The sequence below is a fragment of the Tenuifilum thalassicum genome (assembly GCF_013265555.1).
GTDB classification, from domain to species: Bacteria; Bacteroidota; Bacteroidia; order Bacteroidales; family Tenuifilaceae; genus Tenuifilum; species Tenuifilum thalassicum.
Window position 1 is genome coordinate 1 of the sequence record NZ_CP041345.1, and the last position, 21275, is coordinate 21275.

Sequence of the window (21275 nt, forward strand, 5' to 3'; positions counted from 1 at the left end):
ACTATATTAAAATGCATTATTACTGTGGAACCATTATTTTCAAACTCAATTTTATCAGATAATTTTTTCATAAGAAAAACACCTCTTCCAGAAATATTTTCAAGATTTTCTGGTTTAGTAGGATCTGGAATGCTATTTGGATCGAATCCTGGTCCTTGATCCTTTATTGTTATAGTTATTTTTGATTTATCAGCAAATAACTCGACAATTACTGATTTATTTTCATCTTGTTTGTTACCATGAACTATTGCATTATTTACTCCTTCAATAGAGGCAATTAAAACTTTTCCATATACATCTGGCGATAATATTAGGTTTTCTGTAATTTCGTCAATAGTTTTTCGATTAAACTTATGTGCTCAAGTTTACTCGGTATATTTATAACTCGTTTCATAATAGTAACATTGTTTAATCCTTTTACTTAAATATCTCTCTAAAAGTTTCACAAAATAATATGACAAAATAGAGTTTCTCAAATTAATTATTAATTGTCAAAATTAATCCAATTACTTGGATTTTCAGGTTCAGTTTTATTCCATATTTCAAAATGTAAAATATATGTATTATCGTTTTGTTTGAGTACTTTTCCTAAAACTGTATTACTATCTACAATATTACCAGGTTTGACATACACTACTGATAGGTTAGAATATAATGATAAATAATCACCATGTCGCACTATAATGGCTTTACCCCCATAAGGAATATTAAATACCTTTGATACTTCTCCTTCCTCAACACAATAAACCTTGTAATCATTAACCAATAACAAATCTAGTCCATTATTTTGTATTTTTACATATTTCAAAACAGGATGTGGCCTTTCTCCAAATTGATTTATTACTGAACATTCCTTAGCTGGTTTTGGTAAATTTCCTTTGTTATTAACAATTTTATTCGTTAATATTTTATAATACTTTCTTTTTCAAGACTTAAGTTTTCGTTTTTCTACGATTCTCTCTTATAATTCTTTCTATCTCTTTTTATTTTATCTAGCTTTTCTTTATTCTCTTTAATCTCTCTTATTAATTCGTTTCTACGGCTTTCAAATTTTTTGATCGCTATTTTCAAATTTCTCTTTTCATTTTCGATATTATCTATAGTTTTTCTTAATTCAATTTCTTTAATTCTTAGTTCCTTTAGTAGTAAAACATAGTTTTCTCTGGCATTTTCTAAATTCTTTTTCATTATCTAAGTTTTGGACTAATTTGTTATAATAAGATATTAGGCTTTTGTAAAATTTTAGTCGAGCAAATGCTTGATTAAATGAGTTAGAGGAAAGAATAAATAACAAAATTTCTGTATTTGATTTATTAATCTTTCTGTAGTAAGATTTATATAATTTAATTAATTGCTTTTTATGGTTTTCTATTGAAGATGTTAACGAATCAATAGAATGGATTGTATAACTAAGTTTAGTATTTATGTCATTTATCTGACTTTTAATATTATCATGTATCTTGATTTTTAATTTTAGAGTATTTTGTCTTAACCTTAACTCATTAACAGTAACTTTCTTTGACTTTTGAATTAATTCTAATTGTTTATTATTCTCATTTATAATTTTCTCTAAAACTTGCTTTTGTTTTGCTAAGTCATCAATTCTATTTTGCCCAAAACTTTGAGCAAAAAAGTAATAATGTAAAAATATAGTAATTGACTTTTTCATCTATTTTATCCCAGTTGAACCAAATCCTCCTGCTCCTCTTTCAGTAGAAGATAAACTTTCTACCTGTTCAAATTCAATTCTTTTGTATTCGGCAAATACCATTTGACATATTCTTTCTCCTGGTTCAATTTTAACAGGTTCATTACTTAGATTTATAATTATTATTCCAATTTCTCCTCTATAATCAGAATCAATTGTGCCAGGAGTATTCAAAATTGAAATTCCTTTTTTTAAGGCCAAACCACTACGCGGTCTTATTTGAGCTTCTATCCCTTCTGGTAGCTCTATGAAAATTCCTGTAGGAATTAATTTTCTTTCAAAGGGCTTTAAAATAATAACAGATGATATATTGGCTTTTAAATCAACACCGCTAGAATGCATAGTTGCATACTCAGGTAGATTGAAGTTTGATTTATTTACAATTTTTACCTTATACATGTCTTCTAATTAATTTTTCTTTGTAAGCAAATAGTAAAACAAAAATAAATAACAATATGTTAGTTATTATCAATGAAAATATTTCTTTTTTCTGTATCAAGAAAATAGCTCCTATAAAAATAATAATTGCTAACAAAATTAAATATAAAAATAAGTTTTTCTTTTCTAAAGAAATGTATCCAGATGTTTTTCCATCTCTATAACTTAAAAGACTCATTATGGTATATGTGATAAAACGTGATACAGCTGCACCAAAAATACCTATTACTGGAATTAGAATAATATTAGATAGTATTGTGGTACCAGATCCAATTAAACTGTATTTCAATCCATAAATTGTTTTATCAGATAACTTATACCAAAATGAAAGATTAAAAAATATACCATAAAAAACATTTGCGGCTAACATTATAGGAATAATATATAAAGACTCTCTGTAGTTTTTTCCAATAAAGTATTTTAAGATTGGCAGATTGAAGGTTATGGCAATTGAAATAACGATGGTAAATATTATAAAGTACTTAAATGATTTAGAAAATAATTCATTGTGATTATCAGATACAGCAGTTTTAAAAAAGAAAGGTTCAGCTGCAAAGCGGTACATCTGAATAAAAAGTACAAGTAGGACTGAAATTTTTATACAAGCACCATAGATGCCTAAATAGTAAAGGGAATCTAAATCTTTTGGTAGTAAATATTTTATAAATATTCTATCAAAAGCTTCATTTGTAGTACCAGCAATACCTGCTAAAAGTATTGGAAAAGAATACTTTATTAATTTTATTAGAAGTGATTTAGATAAATGTAATGTAGGTAACTTAGCATAAACAAACACTAATATAAGTACAACAATGTTTTGAATTAGATTAGCAACAAAAACGAAATAGAGTGGATTTATGTTTCCAATTAATTTGTTAATTACAGACGGATCAATGACCAAATAAAATAATATATTCAAAAGTACATTAATAGCTACACCTATAATTTTAATCATTGAAAAAATTATAGGTCTGTTTTGGCTTCTTAATTTAGCGAAAGGTATTGCGGTAATAGCATCAAGTGAAACTATAGCGGCAGCTGTTATTATATAAATTGGTAAATAATTAGTTCCAAGAAAATTGGATAAATTAGTAGAAAATATTGTAGAAAGGAAAAAGAATGTTAGGGATAATATTGAGATAAAATAAAATGAGTTAGAATAAACTTCATCTTTTTTATCGGTGTTCTTATTAATAAATCTGAAAAATCCAGTCTCTAAACCGAAAGTCAGTAAAATTAGTATAAAACTTATATATGCATAAAATTCTGTAATAATACCGTACTGGCGGGGATCAGTTAAAACATTGGTATGAATTGGTACAAGTAAATAATTTAATAGCCTAGGTACTACAGTACTAAGGCCATATATAATTGATTGTGAATAAAGTTGTTTTACAGATGACATTTTATTGTTAAAATGAAGTCAAAAGTATATTTTTTGATATTTTTGCACAAATAAAAAGTTCTATATTATGCATAAAAAGTTAATTTACGTAATTATTCCAGTATTTTTTGTATTTATTTCATGTTCAAATAAATATAACGATAATAACAGATATGTTAAAATATCAACCAGTAAAGGTGAAATAATAGTTAAACTTTATAATGAAACTCCGAAACATACAAATAACTTTATTAAACTTTCAGAAGAAAACTTTTTTGATGGTTTAATTTTCCATAGGGTTATCAAAGACTTTGTAATTCAAGGAGGTGATCCAGAAACAAGAAATGCAAAACCTAATGTTCTTTATGGTGAAAAGGATGCTGGATATTTACTGGAACCAGAAATTATTGATACTATAATTCATAAAAGAGGTGTAATTGCAATGGCTCGAGAAGGAGACGATGTGAACCCTAATAAATTATCATCTTCCTCACAATTTTATATAGTAGTAGGAAAAACTTATACTAATGATCAACTTGATGAACTTCAAAAAAATTTGAATAAAAAATTAAGAGATAAAATTGAAAAGAAACTTTATGACTCATTACTTACAGAAAGCAATATTTCAAATACTGATTACCTTACTAGCATTACAAAAAAAGTTAAATTATTAACAGATTCTATTTTTAATGCTAATAAAATCATATTCAGCGATAAACAAAGGAAAACTTACACTACAATAGGAGGAGTACCACATTTAGATGGTAATTATACAGTATTTGGCGAAGTTGTTGAGGGCTTTGATGTTGTTAAAAAAATTTCGGAAGTTGAAACCGATAACAACGATAGACCGTTGAAAGATATTAAATTTACAATTTTAGTTATTAAATAGATTTAAGGCAATGGATTTGAAAATTTCAGAAATTAGGGAAAGGTTTAATAATCTAAATCCTAAAAGTAGAGAGGATCTTGAAAAAATCAGAATTGAATTTCTTGGTCGTAATGGACATGTTACTAAACTTTTTGAAGAATTTAAATCGATACCTTCTGAACTTAAAAGGGAATTTGGTAAGGGTTTAAATACTTTAAAAACTGAAATTCAAAATAAAATACAGGAATGGAAGTCTGAAATTGAATCGAATTCAACTTCAAATGTAGATATAGACATTACTCTACAAGAATATCCTATATCATTTGGAAGCCGTCATCCAATATCATTAGTTAAAAATGAATTAATAGAAATATTCAAATATTTAGGATTTACTGTATACGAAGGTCCAGAAATTGAGGATGATTGGCATGTTTTTTCTGCACTTAATTTCCCTGAAGAACATCCAGCAAGAGACATGCAGGATACATTCTTTATTACTAAAGGACCAGATGTTCTTTTAAGAACACATACATCATCTGTGCAAGTTCGAAGCATGGAAAAAGAAGATTTACCTATTAGGGTTATTTGCCCTGGTAGAGTTTTCAGAAACGAAGCAATTTCTGCAAGGGCTCACTGTATATTCCACCAAATAGAGGGTCTTTACATCGATAAAAATGTTTCATTTGCTGATCTTAAGCAAACTCTTTTATACTTTGCAAAAGAGATGTTTGGTACTGATACTAAAATTCGTTTACGTCCTTCGTATTTTCCTTTTACTGAACCTTCTGCAGAAATGGATGTAAGCTGTAAATTATGTGGTGGTAAAGGTTGCTCTGTATGCAAATACACAGGTTGGTTAGAAGTTCTTGGTTGCGGTATGGTTGATCCTAATGTACTAGAACTTAATGGTATTGATAGTAAAAAATATTCTGGATTTGCTTTTGGCATGGGTATTGAACGAATAGCAATGCTTAAATATCAAGTGAAGGATCTTAGACTTTACTTTGAAAACGATGTTCGATTTCTTAACCAATTTAAGAACTGGTAACTATGAGTGAACAAAACGAATCCTGTATAAGTGCTAGCTTTCCTATATTCAAATCGTTAACAAAGGAAGAATTAGAACTTCTTAATTCAAACATTAAGTGTAATACGTATAGGAAAGGTGAAATTATATATAGGGAAAGTAGTAGAATTAATGGCATTTATTGTGTAAAGAAAGGAATACTAAAAATTTATAAAACCGGAATTGATTCTAAACCACAGATAGTTGCTTTTGCTATTAAAGGCGATATTACTGGATATAGATCTGTTTTGAGCAATGAAGTTGCTTGCACTACTGCAGAAATAATCGAAGAATCTGAAATTTGTTTTATTCCATCAAGTATAATTTTCTCATTAATTAAAAGTAATAACGATTTTGCTTTATCATTAATTCAACTTACCTGTAGAGAACTAGATCAAGCCAATATTTTTATAAAAGATATAGCTCAAAAGACAGTTAGACAGCGACTTGCTGAAATTTTATTAATGCTTCAGGATACATTTAAAACTGATGAAGAAGGTTTTATAGCAGTTCACCTAACACGCGAAGATATATCCAGTATAGTTGGTACAGCAACTGAATCAGTTATTAGAATTTTGAGCGAGTTTAAGAACGAAAACTTGATTTCTATTAAAGGTAAAAAGATCAAGATTAACGATTCTAAAAAGATGAAATTAATTTCGGATTCTATTTATTAGCTAAAAAAGTTTTCCTTGCTCAGGAAATTTTACTTTATTAAGATGCTTATAAGCTAAATCGGTTACTTCTCTTCCTCGAGGAGTTCTTTTTATAAAACCTTCCTTTATTAAGAAAGGTTCATAAACCTCCTCAATTGTACCTGCATCTTCGCCAACTGCAGTTGCAATAGTATTTAATCCTACGGGTCCACCATGAAATTTTTCAATTATTGTTAGTAAAATTTTATTGTCCATTTCATCGAGTCCTCTAGAATCGATTTTAAGAGCATTTAAGGCCTCTTTAGCTATTTCAATATCAATATAACCATTACCTAGGACTTGAGCAAAATCTCGTACTCTTCTGAGCAAAGCATTTGCAATTCTTGGGGTTCCCCTACTACGCAATGCAATTTCTTGTGCAGCATTATCTGCTATTTCAATATTCAAAATATTTGCAGAGCGCTTTATAATGTTTTTTAGAATATCTATGTTATAGTATTCTAACAAAAATTTAATTCCAAATCTAGCACGTAACGGACTTGTCAATAATCCACTTCTAGTAGTAGCACCAATAAGCGTAAAAGGATTTAATTCAATTTGTATAGAACGTGCGCTTGGTCCTTTGTCTATTATTATATCAATCTTGTAATCTTCCATTGCTGAGTATAAATACTCTTCAACAATTGGACTTAATCTATGGATTTCATCAATAAAAAGGATATCAAATGGTTCCAGGTTAGTAAGCAAGCCTGCTAAATCGCCAGGTTTTTCTAGAACAGGACCAGAAGTAGTTTTTATTGAAACGCCTAATTCATTTGCAATAATATTGGCAAGTGTAGTCTTTCCTAGTCCAGGAGGACCATGTAAAAGGACATGGTCAAGGGCTTCATTCCGTAATTTTGCTGCTTTTACGAAAATTTTCAAATTTTTTACAACATCTTCTTGACCGCTAAATTGCTCAAATTCAACAGGTCGTATATTATTCTCAAAATCTTTATCTATGTTTACCTTTTCATTCATTACTTAATGGCTATCATTCTTTCAATAGGTAACCTTGCTCTTTTAATAATATCTTCAGGTAATTCTATGGTAGGATATTCATACTTTAAGCTAAAATATAACTTTTTAAGATTTATCATTTTCATAAATGAACAATCATTACAACCGCAAGTTGAATCCTCGGGAGGTGCAGGAATAAAATTCTTACTTGGATTTTTAAGTTTCATTTGATGGATTACACCATATTCTGTTGCAACAATATATGACATTGAGTCATCATTAGCAGTATAATCAATCAGTTGGGAAGTTGAACCAATATAATCAGCTAATAGCAAGACAGTTTTTTGACATTCAGGGTGTGCTATAATTTTTGCATGAGGGTTCTCTTTTTTAAGCTGAACAAGTTTCTCAAGAGAGAATCTCTGGTGAACATGGCAAAAACCATCCCAAATGAGCATATTCTCACGCTTGAGCTTATTTTTAATATAATTTCCTAAATTTCTATCTGGAGCAAGTATTATTGGCTTATCTTCAGGAATCGACTTTATTACATTTACCGCATTCGAGGAAGTACAACAAATATCAGAAATGGTTTTAATATCTGCATTCGTATTTACATATGTTACAACAGTGTGGTCGGGATGTTTATCAACAAAATCTTTAAATTTGTCATATGGACATGAATCTGCAAGACTGCAACCGGCATTCATATCGGGTAATATAACTTTTGCATCGGGGACTAAAATCTTAGTAGTTTCACCCATAAACTTAACACCAGCAAAAACTATTAACTTATTACTGAGAGATTTTGCTTTTACAGCTAAAGCCAAGCTATCACCTACAAAGTCAGCTATATCTTGAATTTCTGGATTCTGATAGTAGTGGGCTAGTATAACGGCGTTCTTTTCTTTTCTAAGCCTATTTATTTCCTCAACCAAATCAATATCTGAATCAAGAGGCAAATCGATAAATCCTAACTTATCAACAGTTTCTTTATTTATCATATAAATTAAAAATTTTTAAAAAATTAAAATAAAAATGATGATAATAATATGCTGTTACTTAGTTCATAAATTTTACCAATAAGGTCTTGCAAAATTGGTTATTAAAAAGAAGAAAACAAATTATCAACAAGGTAATAATTTCAAAAAGATGTAAATCAGTGAAATATGAATTTTTTTAACAGCTGTTAATATCATAATTTGTTAAAAATTTATACTTTATCCATATGTTGAAAACAACCAAAAATGGGTTTGATAAATAATATAGAGAAAGCGAGTAAGTTTTTTGGTCATGATAAAAAAAGTGTTATATGGTGTTGGCATGATATGTGTCAAGCAATATGTGTTATAACTTATCAACAAAGATTTAACTCATTATCCACAAATAGCTAAACGTTATAAGAAAGCTTTTGTTTATTTTTGATGTTAAAAGTAACAGTATAATTATGAGGTATTTTCTAAAAGTGACGCTTGCTTTAGTGGCTGTTAGTCAGTTTTTTTGCATCAATGGTTTTGGGCATAACAGCGATACGCTAAAAGCGCAAAGGTATTTTATTGCTTTACCAGTTGCATTTTATGGCGAAGAAACAAGTTGGGGTGGAGGTATTTCTGGCGCTTATTATTTTAGGTGTAAGAATAGTAGAGTGTCATTAGTTCAAGGAACAGCGCTATATACTTTAAAAAATCAAGTAAGTCTATGGATATCGCCAAAAATATATACTAAGGATGAAACAGCTTTTTATTCGGGTCATATAAAAGCTAACCATTTTCCTAACAAGTTTTTTGGAATAGGTAGAAATACTGCAGATTCACTTGAAGAGAACTATACATCAAATGATTTTTCAGTTCTACTTGAGCGACAAAAAATTCTTTTTGGAAGAATTATGGTTGGAATGCAAGGGAATTTTAGCTACTACAGTACAGATGATTATAAGGCAACTGGAGCTCTTGCAACGAATATTTCTGGTGTAAAAGAAAAGATGAGAAATGGTTTAGGTGTAGTATTGACATGGGAAAATCGCGAAAATCAGTTTTATCCATTTATTGGAGAGTTTTATAAGGTATCGTTAATGGTTTACAGTAAGATTTTTGGTAGTGAGCTAAATTTTACGCAGCTAAAAATCGACTTAAGAAATTATTACAACATTTTTGACGAGCATGTTTTTGCACTACAATTTTTGGCAAATTTATCTTGGGGAAATGTACCATTTCAGCAAATGCCAATGCTTGGTGGTGCCGATGTGATGCGAGGGTACTATCAAGGTCGATACAGAGATAAAGCAATGGCATGTGTACAGGGAGAATACCGATTTCCAATATATAAGTGGTTGAAGGGAACATTTTTTGGAAGTGTTGGTGATGTAGCACCCTATTTTGACAAGTTAGATATAGCCAGGTCTAAGGTTGCATATGGAGGTGGGTTAAGAATACGTGTTAACCCTTTACGAGTAAACCTGCGTTTAGACGCGGCGTATAGCGATAGAAATGAATTTGCCTATTACTTTACTGTAACGGAAGCTTTCTAATAAAAAAGCTCACCTGTTAAAAGGTGAGCTTTTATTAGCGAATAAAAGGATTAACCTTTCATTATATTTTCAATTTCTTCAACAGTTACAGGAATACGCTTACCTATAATCTTACAACCATTATCGGTTATTAGTATATCATCTTCAATTCGGATACCACCAAAACCAATATACTCTTCTACCTTGTCAAAATTAATGAAGGATTCGTTTATCTTTTCCGACTTCCATTTTTCAATTAATGCAGGAATAAAATAGATTCCAGGTTCTACAGTAAGAACAAATCCTTTTTGTAAACGACGTCCAAGTCGGAGATAAGCTGTACCAAACTGGTCGGAGCGAGTAATTTCATCGTCGTAACCAACATAATCTTCGCCAAGACCTTCCATGTCGTGAACATCAAGCCCCATCATGTGACCTAGACCATGGGGGAAGAAAAGCGCGTGAGCGCCATTGGCAACAGCTTCGTCAGCATCGCCTTTCATTAATCCGAGAGCAGAAAGACCTTCAACTATAACTTTAGCCGAAGCCTTGTGTACGTCGAGATAAGGTATTCCAGGTTTAGAGATTTCAATTGCTTTATTATTGGCAGCAAGTACTATGTTGTAAATGGCTTTTTGGCGCTCTGTAAATTTACCATCAACAGGAATAGTACGAGTAAAATCAGATGCGTAATGGCTGGAATATTCAGCACCGCTATCGATAAGAAGAAGCCTTCCTGAAGTTAATATCTGAGAATGGTCGTGATTATGAAGAGTTTCACCATTTTGTGAAAGAATTATTGGGAATGAAGGCATGTAACCCTTGCTAATGGCAACTCCTTCAATAGCACCGGTAATGTCTTGTTCTGAAACGCCAGGCTTAGCCATTTTCATTGCGGTTACGTGCATTTCGTAACCAGCAGCACAAGCCTTTTCTATTTCAGCAATTTCAACATCCTCTTTAACTGAACGTAGATTAACTACAGCTTTAATAAGTTCAACTGATACATAGTTGTTAATCATTGATGGATGAATACCAAGAAGCTGTTCAAGTAATATCATACTTTCAGCTCGGTATGGAGGTAAGATATGAATCTTGCGTCCTTGTTTAATTGCTCTTGCTATGGTGGTTTGAAGCTCCTTAAATGGGTGGGTAGAAAGAATACCTACTTTTTCGCCAAGCTCTTTAAGAGTTGGTTGTGGTCCCATCCAAATAATATCGTCAATATCAAAATCGTTACCGTATAAGCAATCTTTTCCATCTTCAATATCAATAACACCTGCAAGTCCAGGAATATCAAGACCAAAAAAGTATAAAAAGTTGCTGTCTTGACGAAAACGATAGGTGTTTGATTTATAATTCATTGGGGATTCTGTATTACCTGGAATGAGAACTAACCCCGATTTAATCATTTTGCGTAGCTTTAACCTACGATTAACATAAACTTGCTTTTCAAACATGGTGTATATTTTTTAGTTTTCGTAAAAGTAATTCTGAAAATTTTTTTTAGCAAAATAAAAACATTTTATAGTGTTAAAGGTTCGATAACCATAGATTGATTGGAAATTAGATTTAATTTTAACGATAAATAATTGTACATAGGTTGAGTAATATGTTAAGACAATTCATTTTAAGGTATAAGAACTCTTTAATGTGGGCTTTGGTTATTCTAATACTTTGTGGAATGCCACCTAGCGGAATTCCCAAAATAAGAATACCTGGACTTGACAAGATTGTACATTTTGGATTATTTGCTGTTTTTTCGGTGCTAATAATTACAGAGCAAAATACACAGCGAAATCAACTTACAGTTAAAGGAAAGTATTTGTTAAGAGGATTTACCATTGCAGTGCTATATGGAGGGTTGATAGAACTTATGCAGTTATGGATTTTTATTGGAAGAGGAGCCGAATGGTACGATTTTATTGCCGATGCTATAGGCGCTGGAATTTCCACGCTAATGTATCCACTAATCAATAGAGTTTTAAAAGGATATCTGTAAAAAAGAAAAGGCGCCTTTTGGCGCCTTTTGAGTATTGGATTTTTACACTACTTAAGGGTAAGTTCTGTGTAACCAATCAAGTAACCATCCATGTAAAGAGTTATTTTATAAGTACCTTTAAGCAGTTCGCCATTATTATCGAAATAGATACACATATCAACATCTTGATTTTGATAGTCAACTTCACGTTTAGCGGAGAAAACAATTTGCTCTCCTTCAAATTCAAAAAGGTCTGTTTCCGATTTGGCAAGAACAAAATCATCGGGACCAACTATACGCATGTAAACAAATCTAGGTCCTGCTTTGGCTATTGCATTTTCATTTAAGGTAAAGCAAGCCCTAAACTTTCTTGTACGGCTTATTCTAGATGTTTCTTTACCTCTTCGATTAAGTGCGGTGGCAACAACATTACGAGCTTTTACAATTGAACCCTTTGCAACCTGACTATTTAGTTCTTCGGTGCGTTGTTCAAGCTCTTTAACTGTTTTTTTAGCAGTTGCTGCTTCTTCTTTTACTTTAATATTTTCGGCAATAAGCTGCTGGTTAAGGGTATTAAGCGAGTCAATTTCCCTAACCATATTTTTCATGATAGCCCTTAGTGTACCAAGTTCACGCTGATATTCCTTAATTTTTGCATAGCTAACACGCTTAAGATTTTGAAGTTCACTGTAAAGTTTTTGAGCTCGCTCCTTTTCCATTAAAAGTTTCTGATTCAATGAATCATTATCAGTTTCCAAGTCCTTATAATCATTCATAAGGTTAAGTAGATTGTTACTTAACGAATCCTTTTCGGCTAGGAGCATTTCTTCATTTTCTTTGGCTTCCTGTTTTTGTTGGTAGTAAACATAGGATAATCCAGCAATTACTACCAGAAGGATGATTATTAAAACAGAAAGAAACGATACTGCTTTAGATGATTTATTACTTTCCATATTTTGTTGTTTTAAAATTCGAAGTTAGTTAAATAGAATGAATATTTTGTGTAAGATTTTGGAAAACATCTTCTAAATTTAATCTTTTTTGCTGCATGGTAAGAATAACCAACCCATTGTCAACAGCAAATTTGAATATTCTTGGACGAATATCGGCTTTCGAGTCCGATGTTAGTATGAAAGAACTTTTATCGGTTTGTGTAGCAGAAACAACGCCATCAATATCTTTTATATTTTTCAAATCAACCGCTTTGTCGAACTCAACCAAAATATTCTGGGCCGATGAAGATGTAAGAGTTTTGATTTCAGATGTTGGCCCATCAGCAACAATGTTACCTTTATTTATGATGATAATTCTTCCACAGATTGCTTCAACTTCTTGCATAATATGAGTTGAAAGAATCACTGTTTTGTTTTCACCAACATTAGAAATTAGATTTCGGATTTCCACTATTTGGTTAGGGTCTAAGCCGCCAGTTGGTTCATCAAGGATTAATACAGAAGGATTGTGGATAAGAGCTTGGGCAAGACCAACACGTTGCCTATACCCTTTTGATAAGCTTCCAATTTTTTTGTTTTGCTCATGTCCAATCCCTGTAATATCAATTACTTCTAATACGCGCTTTTTAGCATTTTCCAGTTTATAAATGCTGGCAACCCAAAGCAGGTATTCTTTAACATACATATCGGTATAAAGGGGGTTGTGCTCGGGAAGATATCCAATATCGCGTCGGTAGTCGTAGTTAGGTGAAAGAATATTTACATCATTAACAAAAGCAGAACCAGAATCAGGTGTAAGATACCCCGTAATAATTTTCATTAAAGTTGATTTACCAGCGCCATTGGGGCCAAGTAGTCCCACTACCCCACCCTTCGGTATTGTAAAACTTACGTTGTTGAGCGCTACTTGATGACCAAAGCGTTTTGTTATGCCGTTAATTTCAATTGACATTCCCTTATATTCCTTTAATTTATGCAAACATAGTAAATTTGAATAAATGAATAGTTGTTAATAAGTTGTAAAATGTAGAACTTAGCATGGTATTTGATTTAACGAAATTGTTAAGAAAAAAGTATATACTATGAATAAGATGAAAATAATGATTCTTGCTTTGCTTACTGGAACAGCAGCAAAAGCACAAACCCCATCCGATGCGGTTAATGAGTTTGCCTTTGATTTATATAGGAACCTCAAAACAACAGAAAGTCAAAACTTAGTTTTTTCCCCTTTTAGTATATCACCAGCATTTGGAATGGTAAGTTTAGGTGCCAATGGTGAAACGCTTAATCAGTTTAATTCAACGTTTCATTTTAAAACTGGTAAGGAATTTCATAAAGGTTTGGGAAATCTTCAAAGGGAAGTATTGAAGTCGGCTAACGATTCTGTAACCATTAACATTACTAATAGGGTCTGGATTGAAAATAGCTATAGAGTTCGACGTAAGTTTCGTTGTAATCTTAAGCGAACTTATGGCGCTAAATTTGCCAAAGCAGATTTCGTAACAAATCCTGAAAATTCAAGATTGCAGATTAATAAAGCAATAGAAGAAGATACTCACGAATATATTAAAAATCTTTTACCTGATGGTAGTATCAGTAACCTCACACGTTTAGTGCTGACCAATGCCATTTATTTTAAGGGTAAATGGGATGAGCCATTTGATCCAAAAAAAACTAAGGAAAGAGATTTTTTTCTTGAAAAGGATGATAAAGTTAAGCATTCATTTATGAATGCCGATAAAACATTTGGATATTATAAAGGGAAAAACTTTGCTGCATTAGAAATGGATTATAAAGGTGGTGAGCTATCTATGATTATTATTTTGCCCGATGAGTCGCTATCGTTGGAAAAGTTTGAAAACGATTTTAATTTAAAAACTTACAATGAGATAGTTGAGAATATTAAACCGCAAAAAACATTGGTTTTTATTCCAAAGTTTAGCATTGAGAGCGGTTTTACCATGAAAAAGACATTGTATTCAATGGGTATGAGCATACCATTTAGCGATGATGCAGATTTTTCTGGTATTTCGGGTAAAAAAGATTTAAAAATCTCAAATGCTTTTCATAAAGCATTTATTGAGGTATCGGAAGAAGGAACAACTGCAGCAGCAGCAACTGCTGTTGTGGTTGCTATGAAATCGATGCCTAACTTTAACGTATTTGATGCTAACAGACCATTCATTTATATACTCCGGCATAAACCAACAAATACCATAATGTTTATGGGTAAATTGGTTTCGCCCAAGTAACTTATCATAAATAAATTAAGCAAAAGGCTGCTCTATTAATTAGGCAGCCTTTTTTGTATCACCATTAATGCTTATAATACCTACTATTTATTTGTTTGTTGGTTACAGTTCAAGTTCAAAAATTTTATCGCTAATTGCCTTAATCTGATTATTAATCTGTTGTGAAAGATTATTGTATTCGTCGTTAGTAATCTCTTTTGAATCAATCAGTTTAATAGCAACCTCTAACTCATCAAGTTGTTTTATTAGCTTATCTATTTCAAGTTTTTTGCTAATGTTTAAACTATCATCTTTTAAAGCTCTGTTTACTTTAAAGCTGAATATAGAATGAAAAATAGCTGCTTGTCGGGCTACAGAATCGGAGCGTTCGAATAGTTTTTCGAAATTATTTGAATCCATAACCACAGGTTGTTTTATCTGTTTAGAACAAAGTTCAGGACGGAGCTTACAAACTAATTGGTGCTTGGACTCAACCTGTCGATTAATGTTTATGAGCTTATCGTTGAGTTGTTTAACAATGGGTAGTTCCTTCCCTGTTAAGTCAACTTTTATGAAATCGTTAAGGTTTTTAACGTCGCGTTCTATTTCGGCAATTTTCCCATAAAGGTATTTCGCACTTTCAAGATTCTGATTATTGGGATATAAGGTATTGAAATTATCCTTCATAAGTTGAATGGTTTCTAACTTTTGGAATATCCATGGTTGTAGCACCTGAACAAGACTATCAAACTTTTGAAGTTCGAGGTTGAGGTAATATTTATCGAGCTTAGCATTGAAATCGGTAATAGCGTTTAGCGCTTGCTCGCGGCATAGACCACACGATGTTGAACGGGTAAGCCTTAAAAGGCTATCAATAACCGATTTGTTTTTCTCGTTGGCTTCTGTATTTCTTAGCTTTTCAATTTCTGGTTCAAACTGAATTTTGAAGAGTTTCTCCTCCAGAATTTGTATATGGTTCTGAATAATTTTCCCTTCAAGGTTTTGCTGCATCAATTCTGGTTTAAAAACATTTGAAAATCTAAGTATAGAAATAGTTTTCTCGAGCGCTGAATCATCAATATTTGGATTCGCTTCAAGCGAAACAGTTGTATTAACTAAATCTTTAGTTGATTTTAGATTAGGGTCATCGTCTAAATAGAGCGAAGCAAAACCAAGTATCGATTCGTATTCACGTTTGAAAATGGTAGTGAATGTATTATTACCTTGGTATTTGAACTTTATTTCATCGTAAGCTTTAAGTAGTTGACGATAGTATTGCATCACTCGGAAAAGGCTTACCGAAATGGCATCGTTATTTCCAGTTCTATAGTTTAGCTTGTAAACGTCGAGATGATTCTTTAGCTGGGCAAAGATGTTAAGAAAACCTAGCAAGTCTTTTTCTTGCCTATAGGTTTCGGCATTTATTAGTCCTTGGCGAAAATCGGTTTCAACCTTAATTTTTCGTTTTTCTATATTAGCAAATGTTACCTCATCACCCGATATTTGGACTGTACGGTAAAGCGATTTGTAATTAGCAACAACAATTACCGGGTAGTCTTTAATGCTAATAAGTTTCCTAAGCTGATTACGGTTTACAAATCCCAAGTTAACCGTGTCTAAAAAGTTGCGAAGTTCTGAGTTGCTAAAATCAACGGGAGGTGTATTAGCTGTTGTAAGAAGGTAAAGCTTAATGGAATGCAATCGGGTGTCGAAGTTTTTTTGCTCAAATAACCGTATAGTGGATGAAAAATGGTACTCTTTTTTCTTAGTATTCGATTCAATAAAATTACCAAACTCACCAATAATACTCATAACAGCATCAGTTGGAGTAGTAATTTTGGATAGGTTTTTAAGCTGCGAAGCAACTAGTGAAAGTACTTGGTCGCGGTCGTTTTTAGTAATAGCTTTTACGCGAATTTCGGCATCAATAAAATCGCGAGCAGAGTAAAGGGGAAGATTATCGATAATTCGAACATGGTCAATATTATCGCTAACAAAGGTTTGATACTTATTTTCCTTATCGCGAGAAATCTGAAAATTATACAGAGGATATGTAATATCATTATCGCCAAAGAACTTAACGTTTTTAAGGCTTGCAGTTATAAAGAGATACTCAAGCTGTTCTGTTTCAAGGCTTCTTTTTTTACGCCATCTTCGGCGTGGTTCTGTTCTGGCAAAGTCCAGCTCATTAATCAGTGTACTAAACTTATCGCCATTGAACAGAAAAATGTCGGTAGAAAGGTATTGCCACTCACCTGTAAAGGAAAAGTTGGCCGTATCGCTAAATAATAAGCGTGGTTCAATATCTCGTTGGCCCAATGAGGTTAAAACAAGTAACCATTGGAAACAAAGCAGTAAAAAAATTTTGTGTTTCATCTGTTGTTTTGTTTAGCTTACCTTACGAGGAGGAACTACATCTTTAGTTGGGTCGAACATATAGCGGAAAGTGATATGGGTTTTCCGCACTCTACCACCAATTTGTTCGGCAACTCTACGCATAGTAGGGTTAAAATCGCCAATCCAATTTAGCTCCAGCTCCTTATATCTAAACCCTGGTGCTAAAGCACGCTTTGCAAACTCATTAACCAGTGCGCCTTCAACACCCTTTCCTTGATGCCTAGGAACTATTCCAAAAATCAGACCAATGGCTTTTGTGCAAACCTTTTTAACCTTTAAAAGGTAGAGAAAGTATAGCTTTGATAGCAAATCAAATTTACCGTTTAGGTGACGAACCACCTGGTTAAGGTCGGGGACCATAATAAAAAAACCAATTGGTTCACCATCGTAGTAAGCAAAATACATAAGCTGAGGGTCGATAATGGGTTTCATTGTTTTCATAAGCGCCATAGCGTGTGCCTCAGTAATTTTTTTAACTCCAGTATATCGTCCCCATGCGTTGTTGTATATGGTACGAAAATCTTTTGCAAATTTTTTCAGGTTCTTTTTTGAGATTGTGGTAATTGTGTAGGATGGATTACGCGCAATCCTTTCTGCTTTTTCCCAAACAATTGGGTCGACATCTTCGGAGTTAACATAACGATGATAGGTGTACTGATGGAAATATACTTTGAATCCGTAATTCTCAAAAAGTTTTCGATAGTATGGTAGATGGTAATCCATGCAGTAGTTAGGAGGATAATCGCCCTCAACCAGAAGCCCCCACCAACGGTCGCGGTCGCCAAAGTTAATAGGACCATCCATAGCTTCCATCCCTTTGCCCTTTAGCCATTGTTTAGCGGTTTTAAACATCAGGTTTGCTGCATCCTGGTTATCGATACATTCAAAAAAACCTACCCCACCCGTTGGTTGTTCGGAGTTTTTGGCTATATCCCTATCATAGAATGCTGCAATCCGACCTACAGGTCGCTCGTTTTCGTCGTATAGCACCCATCGAATAGCCTCGCCATGCCTAAAATGCTTGTTCACCTTAGGGTTGAAAACATTTTCAATATCAACATCTAACGGACGAATCCAGTTTGGATAATCTTTATAAAGTGTTAGTGGTAATTCCAAAAAGTCACGTCGGGTTTGCTTACTGTTTACTTCTTTAAGATGAAAATTTGCCATAACGGTTAGCTATTTTGTTTTTTGTTAATCAAAGCGTTAGCAATTAATAAATCAAAGGGAGTTGTAATTTTAATGTTTTCACGGTTACCTTCCACTGTAGTAACTTGGTAACCATAGTACTCAAATACCGATGCATCATCGGTAAAAAAATTTTGTTCTGGTTTGCTGTAACACTCTTTGATTAGTTTTGATTTAAACACTTGAGGTGTTTGTACCAGAAATACATTATTTCTATCAAACGGTTTTGATGAACCGTTATCAATAATTCGAACGGATTCTACGGGTTTAATCACTGGAATTGCACTTTCATGTATTTCTGCCGTTTGAAAGCATCTGGTTATAACGTCAACCGAAATAAACGGACGAACACCATCGTGAATTGCAACTAGTGAGTTGTTGGAAGGAATTTTTGACAAACCATTTTTTACTGACTGAAATCTTGTATTTCCGCCTGCTACAATATCTATATTGTGAAAAAAGAAATGCTCTTCGCATAGTTTTTCCCAAATCTTAATCTGATTTTGTGGTAAAACCAAAACAATATTAGGTTGAGGGGAAATAAAAAGAAATTTCTCAATGGTGTGCATAAGGATTGGCTTACCATTGATTTTTAAAAACTGTTTGGGAGTATCGGTTCCCATTCGGGTACCAGAGCCACCAGCTACAATTACTACGTGATTGCTAGGTATCATTATACATTGAGAAAAACAACCCGAAAGATATTAATTTTCTACGAAAGAAATCGATTGCAGGTAAAATATCTAAATATTTAGATTATTTATTGATTTTGAAACATTTATTGATAATATTTGTATAATTGCGCGGAAAATAAAGTATCATGGTTGAGTACAATTACATTAAGGAGTTTATAGAGCAACCAATTAAAAAGAATTGGGAGCAAAATGCCCTTTCCGATTTTAAGGGAGCTACATTTACCTATGGCGATGTGGCAAAGAAGATACATCTTCTACATAAGCTATTTGAGATTTGGGGGATAAAACAGGGCGACAAAATAGCACTCCTTGGAAGGAATAATTCAAACTGGGGTATTATTTACCTAGCTGTTGTATCGTATGGTGCAGTTATTGTGCCAATCTTGCCCGATTTTTCACCAACCGAGGTGCATAACATTGTAAATCATTCCGACTCGGTTCTACTATTTGCAGGCGATATGGTTTGGAGCAGCCTAAACCAAGCCGAAATGCCTAACCTAAAGGTGATAATAAGTGTGGTAGATTTTTCGATTTTGGTTTCACACTGCGAGACTTGTGATGCAAAGTTTAAAGAGGAGTATGATAAGATTTTAGGTGAGGTTGAATCGTTAACACCCGAAAAAGTTAGCTATCCAGAAATTCCGAATTCCGAACTGGCAGAAATAAGTTACACATCAGGTACAACGGGTTTCTCAAAAGGTGTAATGCTTACACTTAATAGCCTAGCTGCAAATATTGATTATGCCCGAAACAATATGCATCTTGTTGCAGGAGATAATATTGTTTCGTTTTTGCCCTTAGCACATGCCTTTGGTTGTGCGTTTGAATTTCTTTTCCCGTTTGCTCAGGGTTGCCATATTACGTTTTTAACAAGAATACCTTCACCTCCAATTATTATGGAGGCTTTTGCTAAAGTACGTCCACGCCTTGTTTTAACAGTTCCTTTGGTTATTGAGAAGATTTTCAAAAAGCAAATTCAGCCTAAGATTGAAACACCAGCAATGAAACTCCTTTTAAATATTCCTTTGATTAATAGGTTGATATTTAATAAGATAAACGAGAAGCTTTCAAGCGCATTTGGTGGTAATTTTCATGAAATAGTAATTGGTGGTGCTGCATTAAATCCCGATGTGGAGAAATTTTTAAGAAGGATAAGATTTAAGTACACGGTTGGATACGGTATGACAGAATGTGGACCGCTTATCTCCTATTCCGGATGGCGAACAAACCCAATGGGTTCATGCGGAAAGGTTATAAACTATTTGGAGCTTAAAATTGATTCAAAGGACCCATTCAACGAGGTTGGCGAAATTCTTGTTAGAGGCGAAAACGTTATGTTGGGTTACTATAAAAATCCTGAGGCAACTTCTAAAACAATTATTGATGGTTGGTTACATACAGGCGATTTAGGTATTCTTGACAAGAATGGATTTATCTTTATTAAAGGAAGAAGCAAAAGTATGATACTTGGTCCAAGTGGTCAGAATATCTATCCCGAAGAGATTGAAGCTCGTTTAAATAATATCCCATTTGTTCAGGAGTCGCTTGTAGTTGAGCAGAAAGGAAAGCTTATTGGATTGGTTTATCCCGATTTTGAATCGGTTCAGCAGCATGGGATTAATCCTGAAGAGTTGGAGCCTGTTTTAGAAGAGCACCGAAAGGAGGTGAATAAGCACTTACCGCAATATAGCCAAATATCGAAATTAGTTATCAACAACCAGGAGTTTGAAAAAACCCCTAAAAAGAGCATTAAGCGATTTAAATATCAGTATTCCGAGAACTAGCTTTTTTCTGAAAGGTATAGTACTCGAAGCATAAAAAGCGAAATTATCGGAACAATAAAGGTTTGAAGAAATCGGAAAAAGAAAAAGTTAAGGATATCAGAAAATATTAAAATACCAAGTATAGTAATTAAACTACAATCAAGCAGGGCGAATATCACCCTGTTTCTTTTTTTACTAAAGGTAGCTGGAATAATTTCTGGTAATGAGCTACCAACCATATGGTAGAGGCAAATTGTTAATATTACTGGTGTTAAGATTCCAAATACTAATAGAATAAAGGGTGAAAGGTTAACCCGAAAGGAGTAAATAATACCAAAAACAGAAATTATAGCCAGGTTGAAAGTAAAAATTATTGGGCTTTCAACCAGGTTACGAGTCCAATAGTGAAATAAATGTTCATTTTGCTTGCGTTCCATAG

The 21275-nt window shown here is 32.8% G+C and carries 20 protein-coding genes; 7 read left to right on the plus strand and 13 right to left on the minus strand.

Going from position 1 to position 21275, the window contains the following annotated elements; all coding sequences use genetic code 11:
* Nucleotides 1-484: 484 nt before the first annotated feature.
* The 4 genes from FHG85_RS00010 to FHG85_RS00025 form a co-directional block, all read right to left on the minus strand.
* Entirely contained in the window at nucleotides 485-808 is a 324-nt protein-coding gene (locus tag FHG85_RS00010) for a murein hydrolase activator EnvC family protein (RefSeq protein ID WP_173072232.1), read from the minus strand.
* A gap of 140 nt (nucleotides 809-948) precedes the next feature.
* Nucleotides 949-1188 (minus strand): hypothetical protein, encoded by a 240-nt coding sequence (locus tag FHG85_RS00015; RefSeq protein ID WP_173072233.1) that lies wholly within the window; start codon nucleotides 1186-1188, stop codon nucleotides 949-951.
* A gap of 481 nt (nucleotides 1189-1669) precedes the next feature.
* Nucleotides 1670-2107, minus strand: coding sequence for a dUTP diphosphatase (gene dut / locus FHG85_RS00020; RefSeq protein WP_173072234.1), 438 nt, complete (start codon nucleotides 2105-2107; stop codon nucleotides 1670-1672).
* On the minus strand, nucleotides 2100-3551 hold the full coding sequence (locus FHG85_RS00025; RefSeq protein WP_173072235.1) for a lipopolysaccharide biosynthesis protein: 1452 nt from the start codon (nucleotides 3549-3551) through the stop codon (nucleotides 2100-2102). The genes dut and FHG85_RS00025 overlap by 8 nt, the downstream gene beginning before the upstream one ends.
* 67 nt (nucleotides 3552-3618) lie before the next feature.
* Here FHG85_RS00025 and FHG85_RS13235 point away from each other — a divergent pair, with 67 nt between their 5' ends.
* From FHG85_RS13235 to FHG85_RS00040, 3 genes are read left to right on the plus strand one after another with little or no spacing between them, the layout of a single operon-like run.
* The gene (locus tag FHG85_RS13235; protein ID WP_173072236.1) at nucleotides 3619-4422 is read left to right on the plus strand and encodes a peptidylprolyl isomerase; all 804 of its coding nucleotides are present in this window, start codon (nucleotides 3619-3621) and stop codon (nucleotides 4420-4422) included.
* Between the two features lie 10 nt (nucleotides 4423-4432).
* On the plus strand, nucleotides 4433-5449 hold the full coding sequence (gene pheS, locus FHG85_RS00035) for a phenylalanine--tRNA ligase subunit alpha (RefSeq protein ID WP_173072237.1): 1017 nt from the start codon (nucleotides 4433-4435) through the stop codon (nucleotides 5447-5449).
* A 2-nt stretch (nucleotides 5450-5451) separates the two neighbouring features.
* Entirely contained in the window at nucleotides 5452-6144 is a 693-nt protein-coding gene (locus tag FHG85_RS00040) for a Crp/Fnr family transcriptional regulator (protein WP_173072238.1), read from the plus strand.
* On the opposite strand, the gene ruvB is transcribed toward FHG85_RS00040, so the two are convergent.
* Both ruvB and nadA read right to left on the minus strand, forming a co-directional pair.
* Entirely contained in the window at nucleotides 6145-7143 is a 999-nt protein-coding gene (gene ruvB / locus FHG85_RS00045; RefSeq protein ID WP_173072239.1) for a Holliday junction branch migration DNA helicase RuvB, read from the minus strand.
* Entirely contained in the window at nucleotides 7143-8123 is a 981-nt protein-coding gene (gene nadA / locus FHG85_RS00050; protein WP_394366225.1) for a quinolinate synthase NadA, read from the minus strand. Before nadA ends, ruvB begins: the two co-directional genes overlap by 1 nt.
* 446 nt (nucleotides 8124-8569) lie before the next feature.
* Here nadA and FHG85_RS00055 point away from each other — a divergent pair, with 446 nt between their 5' ends.
* The gene (locus FHG85_RS00055) at nucleotides 8570-9649 is read left to right on the plus strand and encodes a BamA/TamA family outer membrane protein (protein ID WP_173072241.1); all 1080 of its coding nucleotides are present in this window, start codon (nucleotides 8570-8572) and stop codon (nucleotides 9647-9649) included.
* A gap of 50 nt (nucleotides 9650-9699) precedes the next feature.
* Here FHG85_RS00055 and FHG85_RS00060 read toward each other — a convergent pair whose 3' ends face one another.
* Nucleotides 9700-11088, minus strand: a complete 1389-nt coding sequence (locus tag FHG85_RS00060; protein ID WP_173072242.1) for an aminopeptidase P family protein — start codon at nucleotides 11086-11088, stop codon at nucleotides 9700-9702.
* 152 nt (nucleotides 11089-11240) lie between these two features.
* Here FHG85_RS00060 and FHG85_RS00065 point away from each other — a divergent pair, with 152 nt between their 5' ends.
* A complete protein-coding gene (locus FHG85_RS00065; protein WP_173072243.1) occupies nucleotides 11241-11630 on the plus strand; it encodes a VanZ family protein in 390 nt (129 codons plus the stop codon).
* A gap of 47 nt (nucleotides 11631-11677) precedes the next feature.
* Here FHG85_RS00065 and FHG85_RS00070 read toward each other — a convergent pair whose 3' ends face one another.
* Together FHG85_RS00070 and gldA are read right to left on the minus strand one after the other, a co-directional pair.
* Nucleotides 11678-12562 carry a hypothetical protein gene (locus tag FHG85_RS00070; protein ID WP_173072244.1) on the minus strand — a complete coding sequence of 295 codons (885 nt, stop codon included), beginning with the start codon at nucleotides 12560-12562 and terminating at the stop codon, nucleotides 11678-11680.
* A gap of 28 nt (nucleotides 12563-12590) precedes the next feature.
* A complete protein-coding gene (gene gldA, locus FHG85_RS00075; RefSeq protein ID WP_246249229.1) occupies nucleotides 12591-13541 on the minus strand; it encodes a gliding motility-associated ABC transporter ATP-binding subunit GldA in 951 nt (316 codons plus the stop codon).
* A gap of 103 nt (nucleotides 13542-13644) precedes the next feature.
* Between gldA and FHG85_RS00080 the strand changes: the two genes are divergently transcribed.
* Nucleotides 13645-14814 carry a serpin family protein gene (locus FHG85_RS00080; protein WP_173072245.1) on the plus strand — a complete coding sequence of 390 codons (1170 nt, stop codon included), beginning with the start codon at nucleotides 13645-13647 and terminating at the stop codon, nucleotides 14812-14814.
* Between the two features lie 102 nt (nucleotides 14815-14916).
* Here FHG85_RS00080 and FHG85_RS00085 read toward each other — a convergent pair whose 3' ends face one another.
* Genes FHG85_RS00085 through FHG85_RS00095 form a run of 3 tightly spaced genes read right to left on the minus strand, consistent with a single transcriptional unit; the run spans nucleotide 14917 to nucleotide 19052 of the window.
* A complete protein-coding gene (locus FHG85_RS00085; protein ID WP_173072246.1) occupies nucleotides 14917-17169 on the minus strand; it encodes a hypothetical protein in 2253 nt (750 codons plus the stop codon).
* Between the two features lie 12 nt (nucleotides 17170-17181).
* Nucleotides 17182-18360, minus strand: a complete 1179-nt coding sequence (locus FHG85_RS00090; protein ID WP_173072247.1) for a GNAT family N-acetyltransferase — start codon at nucleotides 18358-18360, stop codon at nucleotides 17182-17184.
* A 5-nt stretch (nucleotides 18361-18365) separates the two neighbouring features.
* Nucleotides 18366-19052 carry a 2-C-methyl-D-erythritol 4-phosphate cytidylyltransferase gene (locus FHG85_RS00095; protein ID WP_173072248.1) on the minus strand — a complete coding sequence of 229 codons (687 nt, stop codon included), beginning with the start codon at nucleotides 19050-19052 and terminating at the stop codon, nucleotides 18366-18368.
* A 146-nt stretch (nucleotides 19053-19198) separates the two neighbouring features.
* Between FHG85_RS00095 and FHG85_RS00100 the strand changes: the two genes are divergently transcribed.
* Nucleotides 19199-20857: an AMP-binding protein gene (locus tag FHG85_RS00100; protein WP_173072249.1), complete on the plus strand. Its 1659-nt coding sequence runs from the start codon at nucleotides 19199-19201 to the stop codon at nucleotides 20855-20857.
* On the opposite strand, the gene FHG85_RS00105 is transcribed toward FHG85_RS00100, so the two are convergent.
* The gene (locus FHG85_RS00105) at nucleotides 20854-21273 is read right to left on the minus strand and encodes a hypothetical protein (protein WP_173072250.1); all 420 of its coding nucleotides are present in this window, start codon (nucleotides 21271-21273) and stop codon (nucleotides 20854-20856) included. The two genes, FHG85_RS00100 and FHG85_RS00105, sit on opposite strands and share 4 nt — an antisense overlap.
* Nucleotides 21274-21275: the final 2 nt, after the last annotated feature.